Origin of the sequence: Bradyrhizobium sp. 172 (assembly GCF_023101065.1) — a bacterium.
Taxonomy (GTDB): domain Bacteria; phylum Pseudomonadota; class Alphaproteobacteria; order Rhizobiales; family Xanthobacteraceae; genus Bradyrhizobium; species Bradyrhizobium canariense_D.
The window spans coordinates 231,623-253,042 of sequence record NZ_CP064701.1 but is presented as its reverse complement, the minus strand read 5'-3'; the positions used below and the strand labels follow the sequence as shown (position 1 = coordinate 253,042).

The following is a 21,420-nucleotide window of genomic DNA, read 5'->3' as shown; positions in this document are numbered from 1 at the left end:
CTAAAGACCCGGCCCCTAAAGCATACAAGCGGCCCGTCAACAACCCGGCGACGACGCCCGCAGCGACGCTGGCAATTCACGGAAGCGGGACGATATAAGGTGAAACACGCATCTGAATGAGGATCGAGTGACACAAGCCAAAACACCTTCCCTGCCCCCCCTCGCGCCGCGCCGGCCGCATTCCTTCACGCGACACGGGATCACCGTGACGGATGAATATGCCTGGTTGAAGGACGAGAAATGGCAGGAGGTGCTGCGCGACCCCGCGGTGCTCGATCCCGACATCCGCAAATATCTCGACGCAGAAAATGGCTACACCGAGAGCCTGCTCGGCCATACCGCGGCGCTCCAGAAAACGCTGGTGCGCGAGATGCGGGGGCGGATCAAGGAGGACGATTCCAGCGTGCCGTCGCCGGATGGTCCTTTCGCCTATTTCCGCAAATTCCGCGAGGGCGGTCAGCACGAGCTGTTCGGCCGTATGCCGCGCGACGGCGGCGAGGGCCACATCGTGCTCGACGGCGATGCGCTCGCCAAGGACCATGAATACTTCAAGTTCGGCGGCAGCCGGCACTCGAACGACCACAGGCTGCAGGCCTGGAGCGCCGACACCAAGGGCTCGGAGTATTTCTCCATCCGCGTGCGCGACTGGGCGACCGGCAAGGACCTCGACGACGTCGTCGAGGAGACCGACGGCGGCGTGGTCTGGAGCAAGGATGCGACGTCGTTCTTCTACGTGAAGCTCGACGACAACCACCGCCCGATGCAGGTGTGGCGGCATAAGCTCGGCACTGGGCAAGCCGACGACACGCTGGTCTACGAGGAGCAGGATTCCGGCTGGTTCACCCATCTGCAAGAGAGCACCAGTGGCCGCTTCTGCGTGATCGCGGGCGGCGACCACGAGACCTCCGAGCAGCGGCTGATCGACCTCGCCCACCCCGACGCACCGCCGCGCCTGGTCGCGGCACGCAAGGAAGGCGTGCAATATTCGCTGGCCGACCGTGGCGACGAACTCTTCATCCTAACCAACGCCGACCATGCCATCGACTTCAAGATCGTCACCGCGCCGCTCGCCTCACCCGAGCGCAAGAACTGGCGCGATCTGATCCCGTATCGCCCGGGCATCTACATCATCGACCTCGATCTCTATGCCGGCCACATGGTGCGGCTGGAGCGCGCCAACGCGCTGCCGTCCATCGTGATCCGCGACCTCGCCTCGAACGAGGAGCACGCGATCGCGTTCGACGAAGCGGCCTATTCGCTGGATACGATGGGCTCCTACGAATTCGAGACGACCAATTTGCGCTTCGCCTATTCGTCGATGACGACGCCGTCGGAAGTCTACGATTACGACATGGTCAAGCGCACGCGCACCCTTCGCAAGCGGCAGGAGATCCCGTCCGGCCACAATGCGAGCGACTACGTCACCACCCGCATCATGGCGAAAGCGCATGACGGCGCCGAGGTGCCGGTCTCGATCCTCCATCGCCGCGGACTCACGCTCGACGGCGCGGCGCCGCTGCTGCTCTACGGCTACGGCTCCTACGGCATGGCGATGCCGGCTTCGTTCAGCGCCAACCGCCTGTCGCTGGTCGACCGTGGCTTCGTCTATGCCATCGCCCATATCCGCGGCGGCGCCGACAAGGGCTGGGGCTGGTACCTCGACGGCAAGCGCGAGAAGAAGACCAATTCGTTCGACGATTTTGCCGCCAGCGCACGCGCGCTGATCGATGCGAAGTACACCAGTGCAAAGCGCATTGTCGGCCACGGCGGTTCGGCCGGCGGCATGCTGATGGGCGCGGTGGCGAACCGCGCCGGCGAATTGTTCGCCGGCGTCGTCGCCGAAGTGCCGTTCGTCGACGTGCTCAACACGATGCTCGACGACACGCTGCCGCTGACGCCGCCGGAATGGCCGGAATGGGGCAACCCGATCGAGAGCGAGAAGGATTTCCGCACCATCCTGTCCTATTCGCCCTACGACAATGTCGCGGCGAAAGACTATCCCGCGATCCTGGCGATGGGCGGGTTGACCGATCCGCGCGTCACCTATTGGGAGCCCGCCAAATGGATCGCGCGCCTGCGCGCGACCATGAGCGGCGGCGGCCCGGTCCTGCTCCGCACCAACATGGGCGCCGGCCACGGCGGCGCATCGGGACGCTTCAACCGGCTCGATGAAGTCGCGATCGTCTATGCGTTCGCGCTGTGGGCGGCGGGGATGGCGGAGGCGTGACTTCGTAGCCCGGATGGAGCGCAGCGAAATCCGGGATTAGTGCAGACGACATCACAGCCCCGGATTGCGCTGCGCTCCATCCGGGCTACGGCCTCGAGAGAGGCGAAGCCTCACACGGCCCCATGCGCCTCCACATACAGCGCATACACCGAGTGGCTGCTTGCCATATACAGGCGATTGTTCTTCGGCCCGCCGAAGCAGAGATTGGCGCAGCGTTCGGGCAGCTTGATGAAGGCGAGCGGCTTGCCCTCTGCGTTGAACACCATCACGCCGTCGAGATCCTCCGACTTGGCCTTGAGCTGATAAACCTTGCGGCCGGCGATGTCGGTCGGCTCGGATTGCAGCGCACCGTTGGAGCCCCAGCCGCACCAGAGATTGCCGTCGCGGTCGACGCGAAAACCGTCGAGCGAGGCCTGGTCAGCCGCGTCGATCAGCTTGGTCTTGCCGCTGAGCGAACCGTCGTCACCGACACTATAGCTCCAGATGCTGCGGTTGGGCGTACCTTTCCACTCGACCACGTAGAGCTTCTTCTCGTCAGGCGAAAAGGCGAGGCCGTTCGGATTGACGAGGTCGGTCAGCATAGCGCTGAGCTTGCCGTCCTTAGCGATGCGGTAGACGTTGGTGGTGGCTTGCTCGGCCTTTTCCTTCTTGCCCTCCCACTCGCCGTTGATGCCGAACAGCGGGTCGGTGAACCAGATGCTGTCGTCGGACTTCACCACGATGTCGTTCGGCGCGTTCAGCCGCTTGCCCTCGAACTTCTCGGCCAGCACGGTGATCTTGCCGTCCTTCTCGGTGCGGGTGATGCGGCGGGTCACCGAGTGCTCGCAGCTGACGAGGCGACCCTGGCGGTCGCGCGCGTTGCCGTTGGCGTAGTTCGCGTTGGCGCGGAACACGCTGGTCTGCCCGGTCTTCTCGTCGAACTTCATGATCCGGTTGTTGGGAATGTCCGAGAACAGCAGATAGCCGCCTTCGGGAAAATAGGCGGGGCCTTCCGCCCAGCGCATGCCGGTTGCGACCTGCTCGAGCGTCGAGGAATAGAGCCGGTACTTTCCAAAACTGGGATCGAGGATTTGAACGGCGGGATCGGGGTAGCGCTGGTTCGGCGCGAACGGAAACGACTGGGCACCGGCGGCGTGGGCGAGGAGCGCGGAGGTGGCCGCAGCGCCGGCGCCGGCCAAGAGGTTGCGTCGCGTGAAATTCATGGAGTCCTCCCTGGGTGATTTAAGGCCGGCGCTTGCTGCGGCCGGCCTGTTTCTTGATATGCTTGGTGTCGGCGCGCGGCCTTTACCTTCCGTTCGCCTTCCGCCATGCGGCGAAGTCGGTCAGCGTCTGTGGGTCCGTTGCCGGATAGAGACCGAAAATGCCGCGGCCCTTGTTGACTTCCTCGGTGACGAAGTCCTCGAACGCGGTCATCTCGAAGGTCTCGTTGGCGATCTCCTCAGCGAGATGCGCAGGGATCACGATCACGCCGTCCCTGTCGCCGAGAATGACGTCGCCGGGAAACACCGGCGCATCCCCGCAGCCGATCGGCACGTTGATCTCGATGGCGTGATGCAGCGTCAGATTGGTCGGCGCGCTTGGGCGGTGGTGGTAGGCGGGGATACCGAGCTTGGCGATCTCGGCCGAGTCGCGAAAACCGCCATCGGTGACGACCCCGGCGACGCCGCGCTTCATCAAGCGCGTGACCAGGATTGCACCGGCGGACGCGGCGCGCGCGTCCTTGCGGCTGTCCATCACCAGCACGTGGCCCGCCGGGCAATCCTCGACTGCCTTGCGCTGCGGATGGGAGCGGTCCTTGAAAACCTCGATGGTGTTGAGATCCTCGCGCGCCGGCATATAACGCAGCGTGAAGGCTTCACCGACCATGGTCGGCTGGTCGGCACTGAGCGGGTGCACATCCTGGATCATCTGGATGCGCAGGCCCCGCTTGAACAACGCGGTTGCGACGGTGGCGGTGGAGACGGATTTGAGCTTGTTGCGGGTGGCCTCGGCAAGTTTGGTCATGTCACGCTCTCTAGTAAATCGAGGGCTCGCCGATCGGCGCGCCGAAATCGGTCTCGAGGAAGTCGAAGTCGCAGCCGTCATTGGCCTGCTTGATGTGCTTGGTGAACATCCAGCCATAGCCGCGCTCGAAGCGGCGCTCGGGCTGCTTCCAGGCGGCGCGACGCTTGTCGAGCTCGGCTTCCGACACGTCGAGATTGATGGTGCGGGTGGCGACGTCGAGCGTGATGCGGTCGCCGTTCCGCACCAGCGCGAGCGGTCCGCCGACATAGGATTCGGGGGCGACGTGCAGAATGCAGGCGCCGTAGCTGGTGCCGCTCATGCGCGCATCCGAGATTCGCACCATGTCGCGCACGCCCTGCTTCACGAGTTTTGTCGGGATCGGCAGCATGCCCCATTCCGGCATGCCCGGCCCGCCCTGCGGCCCGGCGTTGCGAAGGATGAGGATGTGGTCTTCGGTGACGTCGAGATCGGGATCGTCGACCGCCTTCTTCATCGAAGGGTAGTCGTCGAACACCAGCGCCGGCCCGGTGTGCTTGAGGAAGCGCGGCGCGCAGGCCGACGGTTTGATGACGCAGCCGTCGGGTGCGAGATTGCCCTTGAGCACCGCGAGGGCGCCTTCCTTGTAGATGGGATTGTCGATCGAGCGGATCACATCGTCATTGTGGACCTCGGCATGCGCGATATTCTCGCCCAGCGTCAGGCCGGTGACGGTGATGCAGTCGAGATGCAGATGCGGCTTGATCTGCCCCATCAGCGCCGGCAGGCCGCCGGCATAGAAGAAGTCCTCCATCAGATAGGCATCGCCGCTCGGCCGCACATTGGCGATGACGGGCACCTTGCGGCTCGCAATCTCGAAATCGTCGAGGCCGATGTCGAGACCGGCGCGGCGGGCCTGCGCGATCAGATGGATGATGGCGTTGGTCGAACAGCCCATCGCCATCGCCACTGCAATCGCGTTCTCGAACGCCTTGCGGGTCTGGATTGTCTTCGGCGTCAGATCTTCCCAGACCATCTCGACGATACGGCGCCCGCATTCCGAGGCCATGCGGATATGGTTGGCATCAGCGGCGGGAATCGAGGACGCGCCCGGCAGCGTCATGCCGATCGCCTCTGCAATCGCGGTCATGGTGGAAGCCGTGCCCATGGTCATGCAGGTGCCGTAGCTGCGCGCAATGCCGGCCTCGATGTCGAGCCAGTCCTTGTCGGAGATTTTTCCGGCGCGCCGCTCGTCCCAGTATTTCCAGCCGTCCGAGCCCGAGCCGAGCGTCTTGCCCTTCCAATTGCCGCGCAGCATCGGACCTGCCGGCAGATAGATCGCCGGGATGTTCATCGAGGTCGCACCCAGCAGCAGCGCCGGCGTGGTCTTGTCGCAGCCGCCCATCAGCACCACGCCGTCGACGGGATGGCTGCGCAACAGCTCCTCGGCGTCCATCGCCAGCAGATTGCGATAGAGCATGGTGGTCGGCTTGAGCAGCGATTCCGACAGCGACAGTGCCGGCAGCTCCAGCGGCAGGCCGCCGGCCATCAGGATGCCGCGCTTGACGTCGTCAACGCGCGACTTGAAGTGCATGTGGCAGGGCTGCGCGTCCGACCAGGTGTTGAGGATCGCGATGATCGGGCGGTCCTTCCACTCCTCCGGCGCGTAGCCCATCTGCATGGTGCGGGAGCGATGGCCGAACGAGCGGAGATCGTCGGGTGCGAACCAGCGCGCGCTGCGGAGCTGGTCGGGCGTTAGTTTCTTCTTGGTCATGATTGGGTGCCCCATTTCTGCACGGTGTTCCGCTCGATGGCGCGGAAGATCAGGTTTTCGACAAAAAGCCCGATGATGATCACCGTCAAGAGGCCGGCGAAGACCGCAGGTATGTCGAGCAGGTTGCGGTTTTCGAAGATGAACCAGCCGAGCCCGCCCTGCCCCGACGACACGCCGAACACCAGCTCGGCCGCGATCAGCGTGCGCCAGGCAAAGGCCCAGCCGATCTTGAGGCCGGTCAGGATCGAGCCGAACGCGGCGGGGATGAGGATTTTCGCCACGTACGGCAATCCCCGAAGGCCGTAATTGCGGCCGACCATGCGCAGCGTGTTGGACACGCTCTTGAAGCCCGAATGGGTGTTGAGCGCGACCGGCCACAGCACCGAATGGATCAGCACAAACACCAGACTGCCGTTGCCGAGACCGAACCAGATCAAAGCGAGCGGCAACAGCGCGATCGCCGGCAGCGGATTGAACATCGCCGTGACCGTCTCAAGGAAATCGGTGCCGATGCGGGTGGAGATCGCGAGCACGGTGAAGATCGCGGCGAGCGCGATGCCGGCTGAATAGCCCATGAACAGCACTTTTAGCGAAGCCCAGGCCCGCATGGGAATCGTGCCGTCCTTGACGCGATCGTAGAGCGTGAGGATCGTGTCGTGCAGCGTCGGAAACAGCAGGGGATTGTCGAGGGCGAGGCCGTAGGCCTCCCAGACCGCCGCGAGGAACAGGATGATGACGGTCTTGCGGACAAAGCCGTCGTTCCACAACAGCTCGGGCACGCTCAGCTTGCGCTCGACCTCGGCTGCGCTGCCGACGACCGGCGCGTCACGCAGCATTATTCTCGCTTCGCCCATGAGAGGCTCCCTCAATGCGCCGTTGCTTCGGAGGCGAACAGGAGATCGTGAATCTCCTTCTCCAGCCGGCCGGCACTGCCATCGTCATTGGAGACCTTGTCGACGTCGACCACCTCGGCCTTGACGCGGCCGGGATGCGGCGACAACAGCAGGATGCGGTTGCCGATGCGGATCGCTTCCGCGATCGAGTGGGTCACGAACAGCACGGTGAATTTGGTCTCGCTCCAGAGCTGGAGCAGCTCGTCCTGGCAGGTTCGCCGCGTCAGCGCGTCGAGCGCGGCGAACGGCTCGTCCATCAGTAGGATGTCGGGCTCCATTGCCATGCCGCGCGCGATCGCGACGCGCTGCTTCATGCCGCCGGAGAGCGTGTGCGGATAAGCGTCGACCACGCGGGTGAGGCCCACTTTCTCGATATAGGCCCGCGCCCGCGCATCGGCATCCTTGCGCGACAATTTTCGCGCGGTCAGCAGCGGAAACATCACGTTGGCCAGCACGCTTTTCCAAGGCAGCAGCTGGTCGAACTCTTGGAAGATCATCATGCGATCGGCGCCGGGACCGCGAATCTCGCGGTCGTTGATGGTCATGCGGCCTTCGCTCGGCGCCATGTAGCCGCCGACGGCCTTGAGCAGGGTCGACTTGCCGCAGCCGGACGGCCCGAGCAGCACGAAGCGGTCGGACCTGTCGACTGTGAAGCTGACCCGTTCGGTCGCCGTGACGACGGCGCTGGAGGTCTTGTAGCGCAGCGTCACGGAGCTGACGTCGAGCAGCGCCATCAGTTGCCCTTCAGATCGTGGGCGACGGGCAGATAATAATCAGTCCAGGCCTTGGGCTGAGTCTTCAGCGTGCCGGTCTTGAACAGATGGGCGGCGAATTTCATCGTGCCCTGCGGTTCGAGATTCCACTCCATCATGCCGGGCTCCTGGAGGAGATCGAGCAGCTCTTCCACCGAGGTCTTGTCGCCGGTGATCTCCTTGTAGATCTCGACCGCCTGTCTGGTGTCGCTGCGGATCAGATCCTGAGCTTCCTTGGTCGCATCGCGCACGGCCTGGATGATTTTCGGGTTGGCATCAGCGAACTTCGTGGTGGTGAAGAACTGCGCCTGGCTGAGCGGGCCGCCCATCACGTCAGGCGACGACAGCACGACATGCGCGCCCGGCACGTTCTTCAGCTCGAGGAAGGTGAACGGCGGAATCGAAAAATGGGTGTGCACCTCGTGCTTGGCGTTGGACAGCGCCGCATAGGCGTCGGGATGACCGAGCTGCACCGTGTTGACGTCCAGCTTCGACCATTGGTCGGGACCAAAGGCTTCGGCGGCGGCGATCTGGAGCACGATGGCCTGGGTCGAGACTTTTACGGTCGGCACGGCGATCTTGTCGTTGGGGCCGAAATCCTTGATCGACTTGATGTTGGCGTCGCGGCTGATCAGCGTCATCGGCTGCGCCGAGGTCGCGACGATGCCCTTGACGCCGCCGCGGGTGCGGTCCCACAGCAGCAGCAGATTGCCGGTGCCGGTGTTGAGGATGTCGACCCCGCCCGCGAGCAGCGCATCGGTCTGCGCACCGCCGCCGGAGAAGGTGACCCATTTGGTGGTGACGCCGGCCACCCCGAGCTGAGCGGCGTGCTTCTCGATCAGCTTCTGCTTTTCCATGATGTGGCTCGGCATGTAGAAAATGCCGGGCTGGCGAGACAGCGAGATCTCGGACTTCTGCTGCGCCTTTGCTGGCGAAGCCGTCAGCGCCGCTGCGGCGATCAGGGCGACGGCCGTGAGGCCACACTGAAATTGCTTGATCATTGTTGTTCGTTTCCTCCGGCCGCCATTGACGAGCGATCTTGCTAATGCACTAATGCATTAGTGTATCAAAGGCAAGCTGGCCGGAGCGCTTCGCATGGAACCAGCCGAACCCGCGCCCCGCGTAGCCCCCCGCCCCGGCGCGCGGCTCGACCGGGCCCGGCAGGCCGCACCGCAAGTATTCGAGCGGCTGCGCAATGCCATTCTCGCGCTCGAATTGCCGCCGGGCTCGCCGCTGTCGCGCACGGATCTCGCCGCACAATTCGGCGTCAGCTCGACGCCGATCCGCGACGCCTTGATGCGGCTCGAGGAAGAAGGGCTGGTCGACGTGTTTCCGCAGCACGCCACCGTCGTCAGCCGCGTCGACGTCGGTCGGGCCGAGCAGGCCCATTTCCTGCGCCAGGCGCTGGAGCTCGAAATCGTCCGGCTGCTCGCGCAGCAGCACGGCGAAGCCCTGGTCATACGCCTCGACCACACGATCGCGCTCCAGCAGCAATTCGCCAAGGCCGGAGACTTCGAGAGCTTCATCGCTGGCGACAATGATTTTCACGCGCAGCTTTATGCCGCGGCCGGCAAGCAGGAACTCTGGACGCTGGTGCGCAGCCGTAGCGGACATATCGACCGGCTGCGCCGGATGCATCTGCCCTCACCCGGCAAGGCCCAGAACATCGTCCGCCACCACAAGCTGATCACGCGCGCGATCGAGGCCGGCGACGCCGATGCTGCGCAACAGCATCTGCGCAAGCACCTGTCGGGCACGTTGAGCGAGCTCGACACGATCCGAAGCCACTATCCGGAATATTTGACCGACTAGGCATATGGCGCGCGGTTGTCGCGAGCGCTTGTGCACGTCACCGTGCATAAATTGACGCAACCGAGTTCGCCTTTTGCGAGCAATCTTGGGATCGATGGCGAAGTGCTTGCAGGCCAGATGCAATCCGCGCAACAATTTCAGAGTTGATGGTTTGATTTGCGGTCGCTGGGACACCCCATCCGGCCCGGGAGGATACCAGACGTGGCCAACATCCTGATCGTGGATGACGATCCGGCCGTGCAGATGACGATTCGGCTGCTCCTGGAGAGGGCCGGTCATCAAATCACCGTCGCCGGAGACGGCCGCAAGGGACTTGCGCTGTTCGAGGCCGGCCAGTTCGACCTTCTCTTTCTCGACATCTTCATGCCCGGCATGGACGGCCTGGAGACGATGCGCCACATCCGGGCGCTGCAGCCGGCGATTCCGATCGTCGTCATTTCCGGCCGTTCGTTCACGCCGGACGCCCATGCGGAGCCGGACTTCCTCAAGATGGCGACCAAGCTCGGCGCGGTGGCGAGCTTGCAGAAGCCGTTCCGGGCCGACGCGCTGCTCGCCGCGGTCGCTGGCTGCCTGGACGCGGCGCGGACGGCATCGGTGAGGAATCCGGATGTCAGCACCGGCCGCCGATGACAAGAACCTTCATTCTGTTCCAACCGAGCGCGGGCACGGCCATTCAGGAAGCGGTGCAGATTTCCCCATGACACTCGCTACGCGGCTCGCCATCGCGATGATCCTGCTGGTGGCGGTCACCGTGGCCGCAGTCGGCTGGCTCGGCTATCGCAATATCACCCAGGCCGTCATTCCGCGGGTCCTGGAACGGATTGAAGCCCAGTCGAGCCTGCTGGCCACCCATCTTGAATCCTACGTTGCCGGCGCGCGCGGCGATCTGCTCGGTTATCGCTCCGCCGCGGCCATCAACGGCCTGATCCGTGCCCACATCGGTGGAGGCCTCGACGATGTCGACGGCGTTTCCGAGCAAACCTGGCGCGAGCGCATCGCAGCCCGGCTCGCAGCCGAGATCGACGCGAAACCGAGCTACGGGCAATTTCGAATCATCGGCCTTGACGACGACCAGCGCGAGTTGGTCCGCGTCGATCGCGCCGGCCCGAACGGAACAGCACGGATCGTCCCCGACGGCGAACTGGAACGCAAGAGCGACCGAACCTACTTCCAGGAGACGATTCGATTGGCGCCGGGCGACATCTATGTTTCGCCCGTCGATCTCGCCACGCGGCAGGGAGGAACCACGGACCCTCACATTCCGACGTTGCGCGTCGCGACTCCGCTGTTCACGCCTGATAGCAAGCCGTTCGGCATCGTCATCGCCAATATCGACATGCGTCCTGCGCTCGACCGCGTCCGCTCGACCACGAGCGCAGGAGGAGAAATCTATGTCGTGAATTCGCGTGGCGACTATCTTGTCCACCCTGATCGTGCGCGGGAATTCGGTGCATTGCTTGGCAACGCCAACGATTGGCGCCGGGACTTTCCTTTCTTTGCAGCCCGGGCCGGCCTGCCGCAAGGATCCACGCAGCTTACGAGCGACCAAGCGGGCCGGCCGAGTGGAGCGGCGCTCGCACCGGCACTGCTGGCCGGCAAGGAGTGGTTGGCAGTCATCGAGACGGCCCCACCATCCGTGTTCAGTAGCGTTCCGGCGGCCATTCAAAAAGCCTCCTCACTGGTCGGCCTGCTTGCTGTCCTTGCCGCAGCTTTGCTTGCGGTACTGCTGGCGCGCTCATTGACGCGGCCGATCGGGCGTCTGACCGCGGCGGTGGAAGCGATCGGCAGCGGACGGCGCGCCGAGATTCCCGTCGATGCGAGCGGAGAGACAGGCGTGCTGGCGCGGGCATTCGCGCAAATGGTCGAAGAAACGAGAGCGAAGACGACCGCGCTTGAACGCGAGATCGAGGAGCATCGCCGCACCGAGGCCGCGCGAAGCCATCATGAAGCGCGCGAGCGCTTGTTCAGCGCCGCCGTCGAATCCTCCGACGAAGCGATCGTGATGCAATCGCTCGACGCCATCATCACCGGCTGGAATGCCGCCGCCGAGCGCCTCTACGGCTATTCGGCGAATGAGGCGATCGGGAAATCCACCTCGATCATCGTCCCACCCGACCGACGCGAGCAAGGCAAGGACTATTTGCGGCGGATCGCCGGAGGTGAACCGATGGAACGGTTCGAGACGGTGCGCCTGCGCAAGGATGGCACGCCGGTCGAAATCTCACTCAGCCTGTCGCCGATCAGGGGCCCATCGGGCGAGATCGTGGGCGCCTCCGGCACCGCGCGCAGCCTGACCGAGGCGCGACGGGCCGAGCGGGCGCTGCAGCAGCAGCTCGAGGAACGGCGACAGATCTTCGAGACCTCCCAGGATCTGATCATGGTGATGGACGCGCGCGGCCACATCGCGCAGATCAGTCCGAGCAGCGAGGCCATTCTCGGCTACCGGCCGGAGGAGATGATCGGCCGCAGCGGCGCCGATTTCATTCATTCCGGCCATCTCGACCAGTCGCGCGACGAGATGCGCGCGCTCAGGCGCGGCGAGCGGCTGAAGCTCGCGGACACCCGCTGCTTCCACAAGGACGGTCGTGAGGTCTGGCTGTCCTGGCTCGGCAGCTGGTCCGACCACGCCCAGCGCTACTTCTTTGTCGGGCGCGACATGACAGAAGCGAGGCTTGCACAGGAGTCCTTGCGGGAGAGCGAACAGCTTGCGCGCAACATCGTCGAGACCTCGCTCGATGCTTTCACCCAGACGGACCACACCGGGGCCATCCTGAGTTGGAACTCGCAGGCCGAGAAGCTCTTCGGATGGACCCGTGAGGAGGCGATCGGCAAGAATGCGATTGAGCTTTTCGTCGCCCCCAGTGAGCGCGAAAGCGTCAGGGCCAGACTGAAGCTCTTTCTCGAATCCGAGCAACAATCGCTGGCTAATCCACGGCGCGAACTTTTGGTGCGGCGACGCGACGGTAAGGAGTTCAGGGCCGAGCTCAGCGTCACGGCGCTCCAGCGACGCGAAGGCGTTCTCTTCAATTCGTTCTACCGCGACCTGACCGACAAGATCGCGGCCGACGAGCGCATCCGCCAGGCCGAGAAAATGGAGGCGGTCGGCCAGCTCACCGGCGGCGTGGCGCACGACTTCAACAACATTCTCACCGTCATCACCGGAACGATCGAGATCCTGGCCGACGCGGTGGCCAACGAGCCGGAGCTCGCGGCGATCACGAAGATGATCGACGAGGCCGCCGGGCGTGGCGCCGAGCTGACGCAGCACCTGCTGGCGTTTGCGCGCAAGCAGCCGCTCCAGCCGCGCGAGATCGACGTCAACGCGCTGATCATCGACACGGCGAAATTATTGCGGCCGACGCTGGGCGAGCAGATCCATATCGAATCGGTGTTCGAGGACGAGAACTGCGTCGCGATCGTCGATCCCAGCCAGCTCACCACCGCGATCCTCAACCTCGCGCTCAATGCCCGCGATGCCATGCCGGGCGGCGGCAAGCTGATCGTGGAGACGGGCGCGGCCTATCTCGACGAGGTCTATGCCAGCGTCAACGACGTCCCGCCGGGACACTACGTGCTGATCGCCGTGAGCGACACCGGCAGCGGAATTCCCGCCAACATGCTGGCCAGGGTGTTCGACCCCTTCTTCACCTCGAAGGGACCGGGCAAGGGCACCGGACTCGGGCTTTCGATGGTCTACGGCTTCATCAAGCAGTCGGCGGGCCATATCAAGATCTACAGCGAGGAAGGCCACGGCACCACGATCAAGATGTACCTGCCGCCCGGCAAGACGCCGACGGCGGTCGGCGAGGGCGTGACGCCGGCGACCATCGAGGGCGGACACGAGACGATCCTTGTGGTCGAGGACGACCGGCTGGTGCGCGACTACGTGCTGGCACAGCTGCATTCGCTCGGCTACGTCACCTTGCAGGCTGCGAACGCCGCGGAGGCGCTCGCAATCGTCGCCGCCGGAAAACCGTTCGACCTCCTGTTCACCGACGTCATCATGCCCGGCAAGATGAACGGAAGGCAGCTCGCCGACGAACTGCAGAGAACGCGTCCCGATCTCCGGGTGCTCTACACGTCCGGCTATACCGAGAACGCGATCATCCATCACGGCCGGCTGGATTCGGGCGTTCTGCTGCTAGCGAAGCCCTATCGCAAATCGGATCTGGCGCGGGCCATCCGCAAGGCGTTGAACAGTTGATGGCGCGTCGGGTGAGAGCCCGCAGCCCGGGTGAGCGAAGCGATACCCGGGAACACCACGAGCCAGGTCCCGGAAGTCGCTTCGCTCATCCGGGCTACGAAATGTCGCCCACGGAATTTACGACGCGCGCTGCGCCGCGGTCATCACGATCCGGATCAGATCGGCGGCATTGCGCGCACCGAGCTTCTTCATGATGTTGGCGCGATGGTCCTCGATGGTGCGCGGGCTGATGCCGAGCGTGCGGCCGGCCTCCTTGTTGGAAGCGCCGGCGGCGAACTGCTCAAGCACCTCGCGCTCCCTGCGCGTCAACGGCTCGCGCCCGGGGAAATGCAGCGAGCCGAACTTCGGCGCTGCGTTCTCCGACTGCCTGCGGGCATAGGCGTCGATCGCCTCGTCGAGCCGGCCGACGATCTCGCTGCCGCGGAACGGCTTCTCGATGAAGTCGAGCGCGCCGCTCTTGATGGCCCCGACCGCCATCGCGATATCGCCCTGTCCGGAGATCATGAAGATCGGTGCCGGATAGTCCTCGCCGTGCAGCTCATTGAGAATATCGAGCCCGGACTTGCCGGGAATGTGCACGTCGAGCAGGACCGCTGCAGGTGTGCGGCTTCGCGCGACGGAGAGCAATGCTGCGCCGTCCGCAAAACAGATCACCTCATAGCCCGCCGCCTTCAACACCATCGACAAGGTGTCGCGAACGGCAGCGTCGTCGTCGACCACGAAGATTTCACCGCGAGAGCTTTGTTCGGCCATGTGCCACACATCCGGTTGGCATGAAGGACTCGCGTCCGCCCCAACCGTTATGGCGTTCGGCGCGGATTCGGCCCACCGTATTTGTACGGGACATGAACTTGACGCACAAGTAGCGGCGAGGCGCCTAATTGCAGAGGACGGAGAATATCCATGCTAATTTTGGCCGCTACCGCCTTTCGTGGCAATGCCCGAAGTCGAGAGCCGTGAGCTGATTGCGGCCGACCTTCGCGTGCTGATCTCGCAGATCGAGAGCAGCATGCGCCGGACCGCCACAGCCATGGCTCAAGAACACGGGAGCGATCCGGAAAGTTCCGCCGACGTCTTCGTGCTCGACGATGTCACACCCCGGTATGCCAGGGCGATCGCCGCGCTCGACGCCTGCCGGGCGGGCCTTGGCCACGCCCTGGAATGCCTGTCGGAGGCCAGCGGTACGCTGTAGATCGCGATCGCTGCGACGCGGCGACCGCATTCTTTCATCGCATGGCCGGCCGCGGATCAGGCGCGGTGCCGCTCCACGATCGCGTCGGTGGCGACACCGCCCCAGGTGTGGATCGCCGGCAGGCCCATCGCGGTCTTGCCGAGATTGGCGAGGCTGATGCGCAACGCGGCCAGATCCAGCGGCTTGGGCAGGCTCTGGAGCTCGATCCCGACGGAACGGGCGAAGCTGCGGGCGGCGCTGCGGCGCTTGCCGTCCATGCCGCTGACGACGATCACGGCGCCGCCAAATTTCGCCTTGGCCATCTCGCCCAGCACGTCCATGCCGTCGCCATCCTCTAGCACGAGATCGAGTGTCACGCAGTCGAAGCGCGCGGTGCGGAGTTTCTCGATCGCTTCGGCCACGGACGGCGCCACGGTGACCTCGTGGCCGGCCTGCTTGGCCGCGATCGTGATCAGGCTGCGCTGTGTGCCGTCGTCATCGACCACCAGAAGCTGAAGCGCGCGCCGCTCGGCGGCGTCGGGCAGGTTTGACGGGAGAGAGGAGAAAGAGCTTCTGGGCATTGCCGTATCCTGAGATTGAGACCGGCAATGGATACACCGTTCGCGCTTAGGCGACGTAAAGCCGCGACGGCAAATTCAGTCGGATGTTTCAGCAAATGCGAACCAACGTCGCGGAAAACGGCGACGCGACGCACGTGAAGATCACGCCGCCTCGTCACGGCCACCGACGGCCCGCTTCTTCCGGTTCTTGCCCCGCAGGAATTGAATGTCCATTTCGACGCCGTTGACGCGCACCAATTCGCAGCGGCGGTAGGCAAGGCCGGTGGACGACAGCAGCAGGAAGAACTCTTTGAGGTTCAGGCCCTGAATCGAGCCTTCCACCGTCAGGATGGCGTCGGTGTCGGAGATCGCGTTGAGCTTGCAGTCGCGGCGCCAAGTGCCGTCGATGGCCATGATGCAGACATCATAGCCGCGACTGAACGTCACGCGTTCCGCGCCTTTGCCATCCTCGGCCATGCCTATCGTCCCGCCATGACCGCTAGGCGCGGCGCTGCGCCGGCAAGAACCGGCTTGGCGGCCGCCGCGCGCGGGTCGTTCGGCTTGTAGAGACCGCGCTTCTCCGGAATCGGCCTGAACGTGTCGGTCAGTCCGACCACCGTTTCGGCCGCGCCCAGCACCAGGAAGCCGTCTCCCTCGATCTGGCGAGCCAGCCGGTTGAAGATGTTGATCTTGGTGTCCTGATCGAAATAGATCAGCACGTTGCGGCAGAAGATGACGTCGAAGGTGCCGAGCTGAGCGAAATCGTGCAGCAGATTGAGCTGCCGGTGCTGGATCATCGCCCGCAGCTCGGGATTGATCTGCCAGGTCTCGCCGATCTGCTTGAAATATTTCATCAGCATCTGGATCGGCAGTCCGCGCTGCACTTCGAACTGGCTGTAGATGCCGGCCTTGGCCTTCTCGAGCACCTCCTGCGACAGGTCGGTCGCGATGATCTCGACGCGCCAGCCAGTTAGGGCCGCACCCATCTCCTTTAGGCTCATCGCGAGCGAATAGGGCTCCTGCCCCGTGGAGCCGGCGGCGCACCAGATGCGGACGCTGCGGCGGCCGGCGCGGGCCTTGATGATCTCCGGCATGATGGTGTCGCGGAAATGATCGAACGGGACCTTGTCGCGAAAGAAGAAGGTCTCGTTGGTGGTCATCGCCTCGACCACGCTGGTGACGAGCGCGCCCGAGCCAGCGCCTTGCAGCTTCTGCACGAGCTCGCCGATGCCGGAGATCCCGGCCTTGCGCGCCAGCGGCAACAGCCGGCTTTCAATCAGATATTGCTTGTCTGCGGACAGATCGAGCCCGGAATGATCCCTCAGGAACTTACGCAGATAATCATACTCGGTCGGGGTCACGGATAGGCCTCTCGGAAGCTGTACTGGGAACACTCTGGCTGGAACACTCCGCCAGACACTCAGACCATGGCTTGTCCGACCGGAATCAAGCCGACTTCTGCGAATTTGTCGGCGATGATGTCTTTATCGAAGGGCTTCATGATGTACTCGTTGGCGCCGCCGCTGAGCGCCTGAGCGATATGAGCCACGTTATTTTCGGTGGTGCAGAATACAACCTTGGGCTGGTCGCCGCCCGGCAGGCGGCGCATGTGGCCCATGAACTCGAAGCCGTCCATCACCGGCATGTTCCAGTCCAGCAGCACCGCGTCGGGCAGCTTGCGCTGACAGACCTCGAGCGCCTTGGAGCCGTCCTCGGCCTCCGTGACTTCGAATTGCAGGCCTTCCAGGATCCGGCGTGCGATCTTGCGCACGACGCTGGAATCATCGACCACCAAGCACGTCTTCATTTGGGTTCTCCGGCTTCGATGTTTTTGGGGCTCACGCAGCCATTTGCACTTCGGTTTTGAGTTCGAGGACGCGATCGACGTCGAGGACGACCATGAGCTGGCCGTCGAGACGGTGGACACCGCCGGCGAGCTTGGCCATGCGGGGGTCGAGATTGACGGGGTTTTCTTCCATGCCGTCCTCGGCGAGCCGCAGCACTTCGCCGATCTGGTCGATCAGGAGGCCGTAGGATTCACCGCGCAGATCGACGCCGACCGCCATCGGGATCTTGCCGTCCTCGGGCTTGGGCAGGCCGAGCCGGGCGCGCATGTCGACCACGGTGACGATGCGGCCGCGCAGGTTCAGCACGCCCGCAATCTCGCGCGAGGACAGCGGCACGCGGGTGACGCGCTCGGGCATGAACACGTCCTGGACGCGGGAGATCGGCAGGCCGAACAGCTGGCCGCCGATCATCGCGGTGACGTATTCGACCATGGCGCCTTCGCCGGACTGGGTCTTCTTGGTCATGTGCGTATCTCCTGATCCATCCCGCTGGGGTTTAGGCGGCTGCGCGGCTCAGCTCGGAGGCACCGGCGGCGCCCGCGGTCTGTTCCTTCAGCGCCGCGATCAGACCGGGACGGTCGAACTTGGCGACATAGTCGTGGAAGCCGGCCTGACGGCCGCGCTCGATCGCCGCCGGCGACACCAGCGCGGAGAGCCCGATGATCGGCATCGCGCCCAGATTGCTGTCGGAGCGGATGGTCTCGGCAAACTCGAACCCGTTCATGTCGGGCATCTCGATGTCGGTCAGGACCACGTCGAAGCTCTGCGCGCGCAGCGCCGCCAGGCCCTCCTGCGCGGTCGGCGCGGTGCGGACGCGGTAGCCGGCGGCCTTGAGCACCGGGGCCAGCATGTTGCGGAAGAACGCCGAATCGTCGACCAGCAGCACCGATTGCGAGTGCAGCGACGGCTTCATCTCCTTGCGGGTGAACCAGTCGGAGAACGCCATCGGCAGGAAGTGGCCGACGTCGATCACTTCGGTGGCCTGGCCCTTGATCACGGCCGAGCCGAGAATGCCGGAGGAGGATCCGCCGACCTCGATGTTGAGCCGTTCCTCGACGATGTCGATGATCTCGTCGACGACGAGGCCCATGGAGCGGCCGTCGTCGGAGAACACCAGGATCGGCTGGGCGCCCTGGCTCGCGATGGTGACGCTCTCCATGGCAACGAGCGGCATCAGCTGCTCGCGGTACTGCACCATGTAGCGGCCGTTCGAGAACTCGATCTTGTCGGCCGGGAGCTCTTCCAGGCGCGTGACGAGCCCGAGCGGGACCGCCTTGGGCTGGGACGAGCCGGCGCGGAACACCAGCAGCGAGGTGGTCTGCTCGCCCGATCCGATGCTGTGCGTCCCGTTCTCGCTGTTCATGTCATGGGCCGAGGAGCCGGCGGCGCCGAGCGCCTTGGCAATGCCGTTGGGGTCGATGATCATGATGACCGCGCCGTCGCCCAGGATGGTATTGCCCGAGAACATGTCGATGTGGCGCAGCTTCGTCGACATCGGCTTGACCACGATTTCTTCGGTGTGGAACACGCCGTCGACGACGATGCCGAAGGTCTGGCTGCCGACCTGCGTCACCACGATGAAGCCGTTCTCGGGATCGGAGACGGCGCCGTCGTCGATCTTGAGCAGCTTCTTGAGATGGATCAGCGGCAGCAGCTTGTTGCGCAGCCTGAGAACCGCGGTGTCCTTGATGCGCTCGATGCGGTGCTCCGAGTTGGCGCGGGCCCGCACCAGCTCGACCACGGAGAGCTGCGGGATCGCAAAGCGGTCGCCGGCGGCTTCCACGATCAGCGCGGAGACGATGGCGAGCGTCAGCGGGATCTTGATGGTAACGGAGGAGCCTTCACCGGCGACCGACTTGATGTCGATGGTGCCGCCGATCTGGTCGATATTGGTGCGCACCACGTCCATGCCGACGCCGCGTCCCGACACCGAGGTGATGGCGGCCGCGGTCGAGAAGCCCGGCGCGAAGATGAACTTGTGGATCTGGGCTTCGCTCATCTTCTCGAGCTCGGCCTCGGTGACCAGACCTGAGGAGATCGCCTTGGCCTTGATCCTGTCGGTGTTCAGGCCACGGCCGTTGTCGGCGATGCAGATGATGATGTGGCCGCCCTCGTGATAGGCGGACAGGCGAATGGTGCCCTGCTCGCCCTTGCCGCCGGCGAGACGCTCGGCCGGGGTCTCCAGGCCATGGTCGGCGGAGTTGCGCACCATGTGGGTGAGCGGGTCCTTGATCAGGTCGAGCACCTGGCGGTCGAGCTCGGTGTCGGCGCCGTGCATCTCCAGCTCGATCTGCTTGCCGAGTTCGCTCGAGAGGTCGCGAACGATGCGGGGCAGCTTCTGCCAGGCATTGCCGATCGGCTGCATGCGCGTCTTCATGACGCCTTCCTGCAGCTCGGCGGTGACGTTGGACAGCCGCTGCAACGGCACCTTGAACTCGGTGTCCTCGTTGCGGCGGGATATCTCCAACAGCTGGTTGCGGGTCAGCACCAGCTCCGAGACCATGGTCATCAGATGCTCCAGCGTATCCACGTTGACGCGGATCGACTGGTTGGCGATGCTGGCTCCCTCGGCGGCGCCCTCGTCGGCGATCGACTTCTTCGGCGCGGCCTTGTCCTTCGCCTTGGTCTCCTTCGCGGCTTCCTTGGCAACAGGCACCGGGGCTTCAGCGGCAGGCGGAGGCTCCGCCTTGACTTCGGCCCTGGCAACCGGGACCGGCACTTCGATCGCGGTCTCGCGGAAGGCACGCTCGAGCTCGTCGAGCGAGACTTCGCCCGGACGCAGCGGACGCTCCAGGCTCTGGTCGGCCAGCACGCCGGAGGTCGGCGCGGCTTCGACGGCGACAGGCGCGTCCGGCACCAGCGGCGGCGCTTCGGCAACGGCAGCAGCAGCAGCGCCGGCCGCCATGGCGGCCATGCCCTGCTCGACCATCGCTTCCAGCTTGTCGATGAGATCGCGGTCGGTGCCCTCGGGCTCGGCTTCGGTCGCCTCCAGCCCGGCCAGAATTTCCTTGATGCGGTCGATCGAGGACAGGATCACCGTCACCGCCTGCCCCGTCACCGGCATGCCGTCACGGAATTTGCCCATCAGCGTCTCGCCGGCATGCGCCAGCGCTTCCAGTCGCGGCAATCCGAGGAAGCCGCACGTGCCCTTGATGGTGTGGACCAGCCGGAAAATGTTATCCAGGATCTTGGCGTTGTTCGGCTCCTGCTCGAACTTCACCAGCTGATTGTCCACGGTGTCCAGGCTCTCGCTGGTTTCCGTCAAAAACTCCCGCAACAGATCATCCATGAGCTACGCCTTACAGACCTGGATCTGGACCTCGACGCCCGAGCCGCGCTGGCATGAACGGAAGCCCCCACCTTGGATCGTTAGACATCCCCTTTCACGGTCCCGTTAATTTCATCCTCCGTGCTAATACGGATATTGAAGACAAGTTTGCCGTTCGACTGCATGGGACAGCGTTTTTCGGCAAGACCGGCCCCACGCCGCAGCGGCGAGACGCGTTAGGTGAACGTGCCGATAACAGCGAGACCCGGCGCGCGGGAAAGCCCTGCTTGTGAAGGAGATATGCGCGGTCTTCGCGCAAATTGTATCGAGCTGCCTGCAGCCCGGGCCGGTCTCGCCACGTCGCCTGGTGCTTTGCCGGGATATGCATCACCCGCATTTGCGGTAAACGAACCGTTACCCGCGTCCGCTGCGGCCGGTGCCGCGCTAACCCAGGCGCGCGGCCGGGGCAAGCTCGCCCTGGGGACGGTGCTCCGCCAGGCAATCGTTGATGGCGGCGAGCAGCGCGTGCGGCGTGAACGGCTTGCGCAGACAGCGCGCCGCACCGAGCTCCAGCGCCATCCGGAGGAAATCCGGGGCCGGCGAATTCAGATTGCGAACGCGTAGCCGGACATCGCTATCAGCGGAACGGCCGGCGCGCGCTCGTGAAAGATTCTGACCGATTCGAACCCGCGCATGTGCGGCATGAAGATATCGATGATCATCAGATCGAACTGTTCGTGTTCGAGCGCACGAAGTCCGGCTTCCCCTCCTTCGGCGATCGTCACCCGAAAATTGTTGCGCTGGAGATAGACCTCGATGGCCATGCAGACCATCGGGTCGTCATCGACGACGAGAATATCGCGCAGATCTTCTGTCCCCGTTTGAGCTTCCCGATTTGGCGATTCAATAATTGAACCGTGGCGCACGCCATG

The 21,420-nt window shown here is 64.4% G+C and carries 18 protein-coding genes and 1 pseudogene; 5 read left to right on the top strand and 14 right to left on the bottom strand.

All coding sequences use genetic code 11. The features are described from left to right. Positions 1-127: 127 nt before the first annotated feature. A complete protein-coding gene (locus IVB07_RS01220; protein WP_026233212.1) occupies positions 128-2,227 on the top strand; it encodes a S9 family peptidase in 2,100 nt (699 codons plus the stop codon). Positions 2,228-2,337: 110 nt separating this feature from the next. On the opposite strand, the gene IVB07_RS01215 is transcribed toward IVB07_RS01220, so the two are convergent. The 6 genes from IVB07_RS01215 to IVB07_RS01190 all read right to left on the bottom strand — a co-directional run bounded on the left by IVB07_RS01215 (position 2,338) and on the right by IVB07_RS01190 (position 8,627). Continuing rightward, positions 2,338-3,429 (bottom strand): SMP-30/gluconolactonase/LRE family protein, encoded by a 1,092-nt coding sequence (locus IVB07_RS01215; RefSeq protein WP_018456624.1) that lies wholly within the window; start codon positions 3,427-3,429, stop codon positions 2,338-2,340. An 82-nt stretch (positions 3,430-3,511) separates the two neighbouring features. Further along, positions 3,512-4,231 carry a ribonuclease activity regulator RraA gene (locus tag IVB07_RS01210; protein ID WP_018456625.1) on the bottom strand — a complete coding sequence of 240 codons (720 nt, stop codon included), beginning with the start codon at positions 4,229-4,231 and terminating at the stop codon, positions 3,512-3,514. A 10-nt stretch (positions 4,232-4,241) separates the two neighbouring features. Next, the gene (gene araD / locus IVB07_RS01205; protein WP_018456626.1) at positions 4,242-5,981 is read right to left on the bottom strand and encodes an L-arabinonate dehydratase; all 1,740 of its coding nucleotides are present in this window, start codon (positions 5,979-5,981) and stop codon (positions 4,242-4,244) included. Further along, positions 5,978-6,835 carry an ABC transporter permease gene (locus tag IVB07_RS01200; protein ID WP_085348860.1) on the bottom strand — a complete coding sequence of 286 codons (858 nt, stop codon included), beginning with the start codon at positions 6,833-6,835 and terminating at the stop codon, positions 5,978-5,980. The genes araD and IVB07_RS01200 overlap by 4 nt, the downstream gene beginning before the upstream one ends. An 11-nt stretch (positions 6,836-6,846) precedes the next feature. Further along, entirely contained in the window at positions 6,847-7,608 is a 762-nt protein-coding gene (locus IVB07_RS01195; protein WP_018456628.1) for an ABC transporter ATP-binding protein, read from the bottom strand. Next, entirely contained in the window at positions 7,608-8,627 is a 1,020-nt protein-coding gene (locus tag IVB07_RS01190; RefSeq protein ID WP_018456629.1) for an ABC transporter substrate-binding protein, read from the bottom strand. Before IVB07_RS01190 ends, IVB07_RS01195 begins: the two co-directional genes overlap by 1 nt. Before the next feature lie 94 nt (positions 8,628-8,721). Between IVB07_RS01190 and IVB07_RS01185 the strand changes: the two genes are divergently transcribed. From IVB07_RS01185 to IVB07_RS01175, 3 genes are all read left to right on the top strand, one after another. After that, complete coding sequence (locus IVB07_RS01185; protein ID WP_018456630.1) at positions 8,722-9,438, top strand: GntR family transcriptional regulator; 717 nt, start codon at positions 8,722-8,724, stop codon at positions 9,436-9,438. Positions 9,439-9,639: 201 nt separating this feature from the next. Then, positions 9,640-10,068 (top strand): response regulator, encoded by a 429-nt coding sequence (locus IVB07_RS01180; protein ID WP_018456631.1) that lies wholly within the window; start codon positions 9,640-9,642, stop codon positions 10,066-10,068. Next, positions 10,046-13,642, top strand: a complete 3,597-nt coding sequence (locus tag IVB07_RS01175) for a PAS domain S-box protein (RefSeq protein WP_026233214.1) — start codon at positions 10,046-10,048, stop codon at positions 13,640-13,642. The genes IVB07_RS01180 and IVB07_RS01175 overlap by 23 nt, the downstream gene beginning before the upstream one ends. Before the next feature lie 117 nt (positions 13,643-13,759). Here IVB07_RS01175 and IVB07_RS01170 read toward each other — a convergent pair whose 3' ends face one another. After that, positions 13,760-14,395 (bottom strand): response regulator, encoded by a 636-nt coding sequence (locus tag IVB07_RS01170; protein WP_018456633.1) that lies wholly within the window; start codon positions 14,393-14,395, stop codon positions 13,760-13,762. Between the two features lie 184 nt (positions 14,396-14,579). Here IVB07_RS01170 and IVB07_RS01165 point away from each other — a divergent pair, with 184 nt between their 5' ends. Next, complete coding sequence (locus IVB07_RS01165; protein ID WP_018456634.1) at positions 14,580-14,834, top strand: hypothetical protein; 255 nt, start codon at positions 14,580-14,582, stop codon at positions 14,832-14,834. A 56-nt stretch (positions 14,835-14,890) separates the two neighbouring features. On the opposite strand, the gene IVB07_RS01160 is transcribed toward IVB07_RS01165, so the two are convergent. The 7 genes and pseudogenes from IVB07_RS01160 to IVB07_RS01130 form a co-directional block, all read right to left on the bottom strand. Then, complete coding sequence (locus IVB07_RS01160; RefSeq protein ID WP_018456635.1) at positions 14,891-15,394, bottom strand: response regulator; 504 nt, start codon at positions 15,392-15,394, stop codon at positions 14,891-14,893. A gap of 141 nt (positions 15,395-15,535) precedes the next feature. Then, positions 15,536-15,850, bottom strand: coding sequence for a hypothetical protein (locus IVB07_RS01155; RefSeq protein ID WP_018456636.1), 315 nt, complete (start codon positions 15,848-15,850; stop codon positions 15,536-15,538). Positions 15,851-15,852: 2 nt separating this feature from the next. After that, a complete protein-coding gene (locus IVB07_RS01150) occupies positions 15,853-16,734 on the bottom strand; it encodes a protein-glutamate O-methyltransferase CheR (RefSeq protein ID WP_018456637.1) in 882 nt (293 codons plus the stop codon). Positions 16,735-16,793: 59 nt separating this feature from the next. Further along, a complete protein-coding gene (locus tag IVB07_RS01145) occupies positions 16,794-17,180 on the bottom strand; it encodes a response regulator (protein ID WP_018456638.1) in 387 nt (128 codons plus the stop codon). 31 nt (positions 17,181-17,211) lie between these two features. Further along, positions 17,212-17,685, bottom strand: a complete 474-nt coding sequence (locus IVB07_RS01140; RefSeq protein WP_007598954.1) for a chemotaxis protein CheW — start codon at positions 17,683-17,685, stop codon at positions 17,212-17,214. Between the two features lie 31 nt (positions 17,686-17,716). After that, complete coding sequence (locus IVB07_RS01135; protein ID WP_247294112.1) at positions 17,717-20,509, bottom strand: hybrid sensor histidine kinase/response regulator; 2,793 nt, start codon at positions 20,507-20,509, stop codon at positions 17,717-17,719. Between the two features lie 423 nt (positions 20,510-20,932). Then, positions 20,933-21,354 (bottom strand): annotated as a pseudogene (locus tag IVB07_RS01130) (response regulator). Between the last annotated feature and the right edge of the window lie 66 nt (positions 21,355-21,420).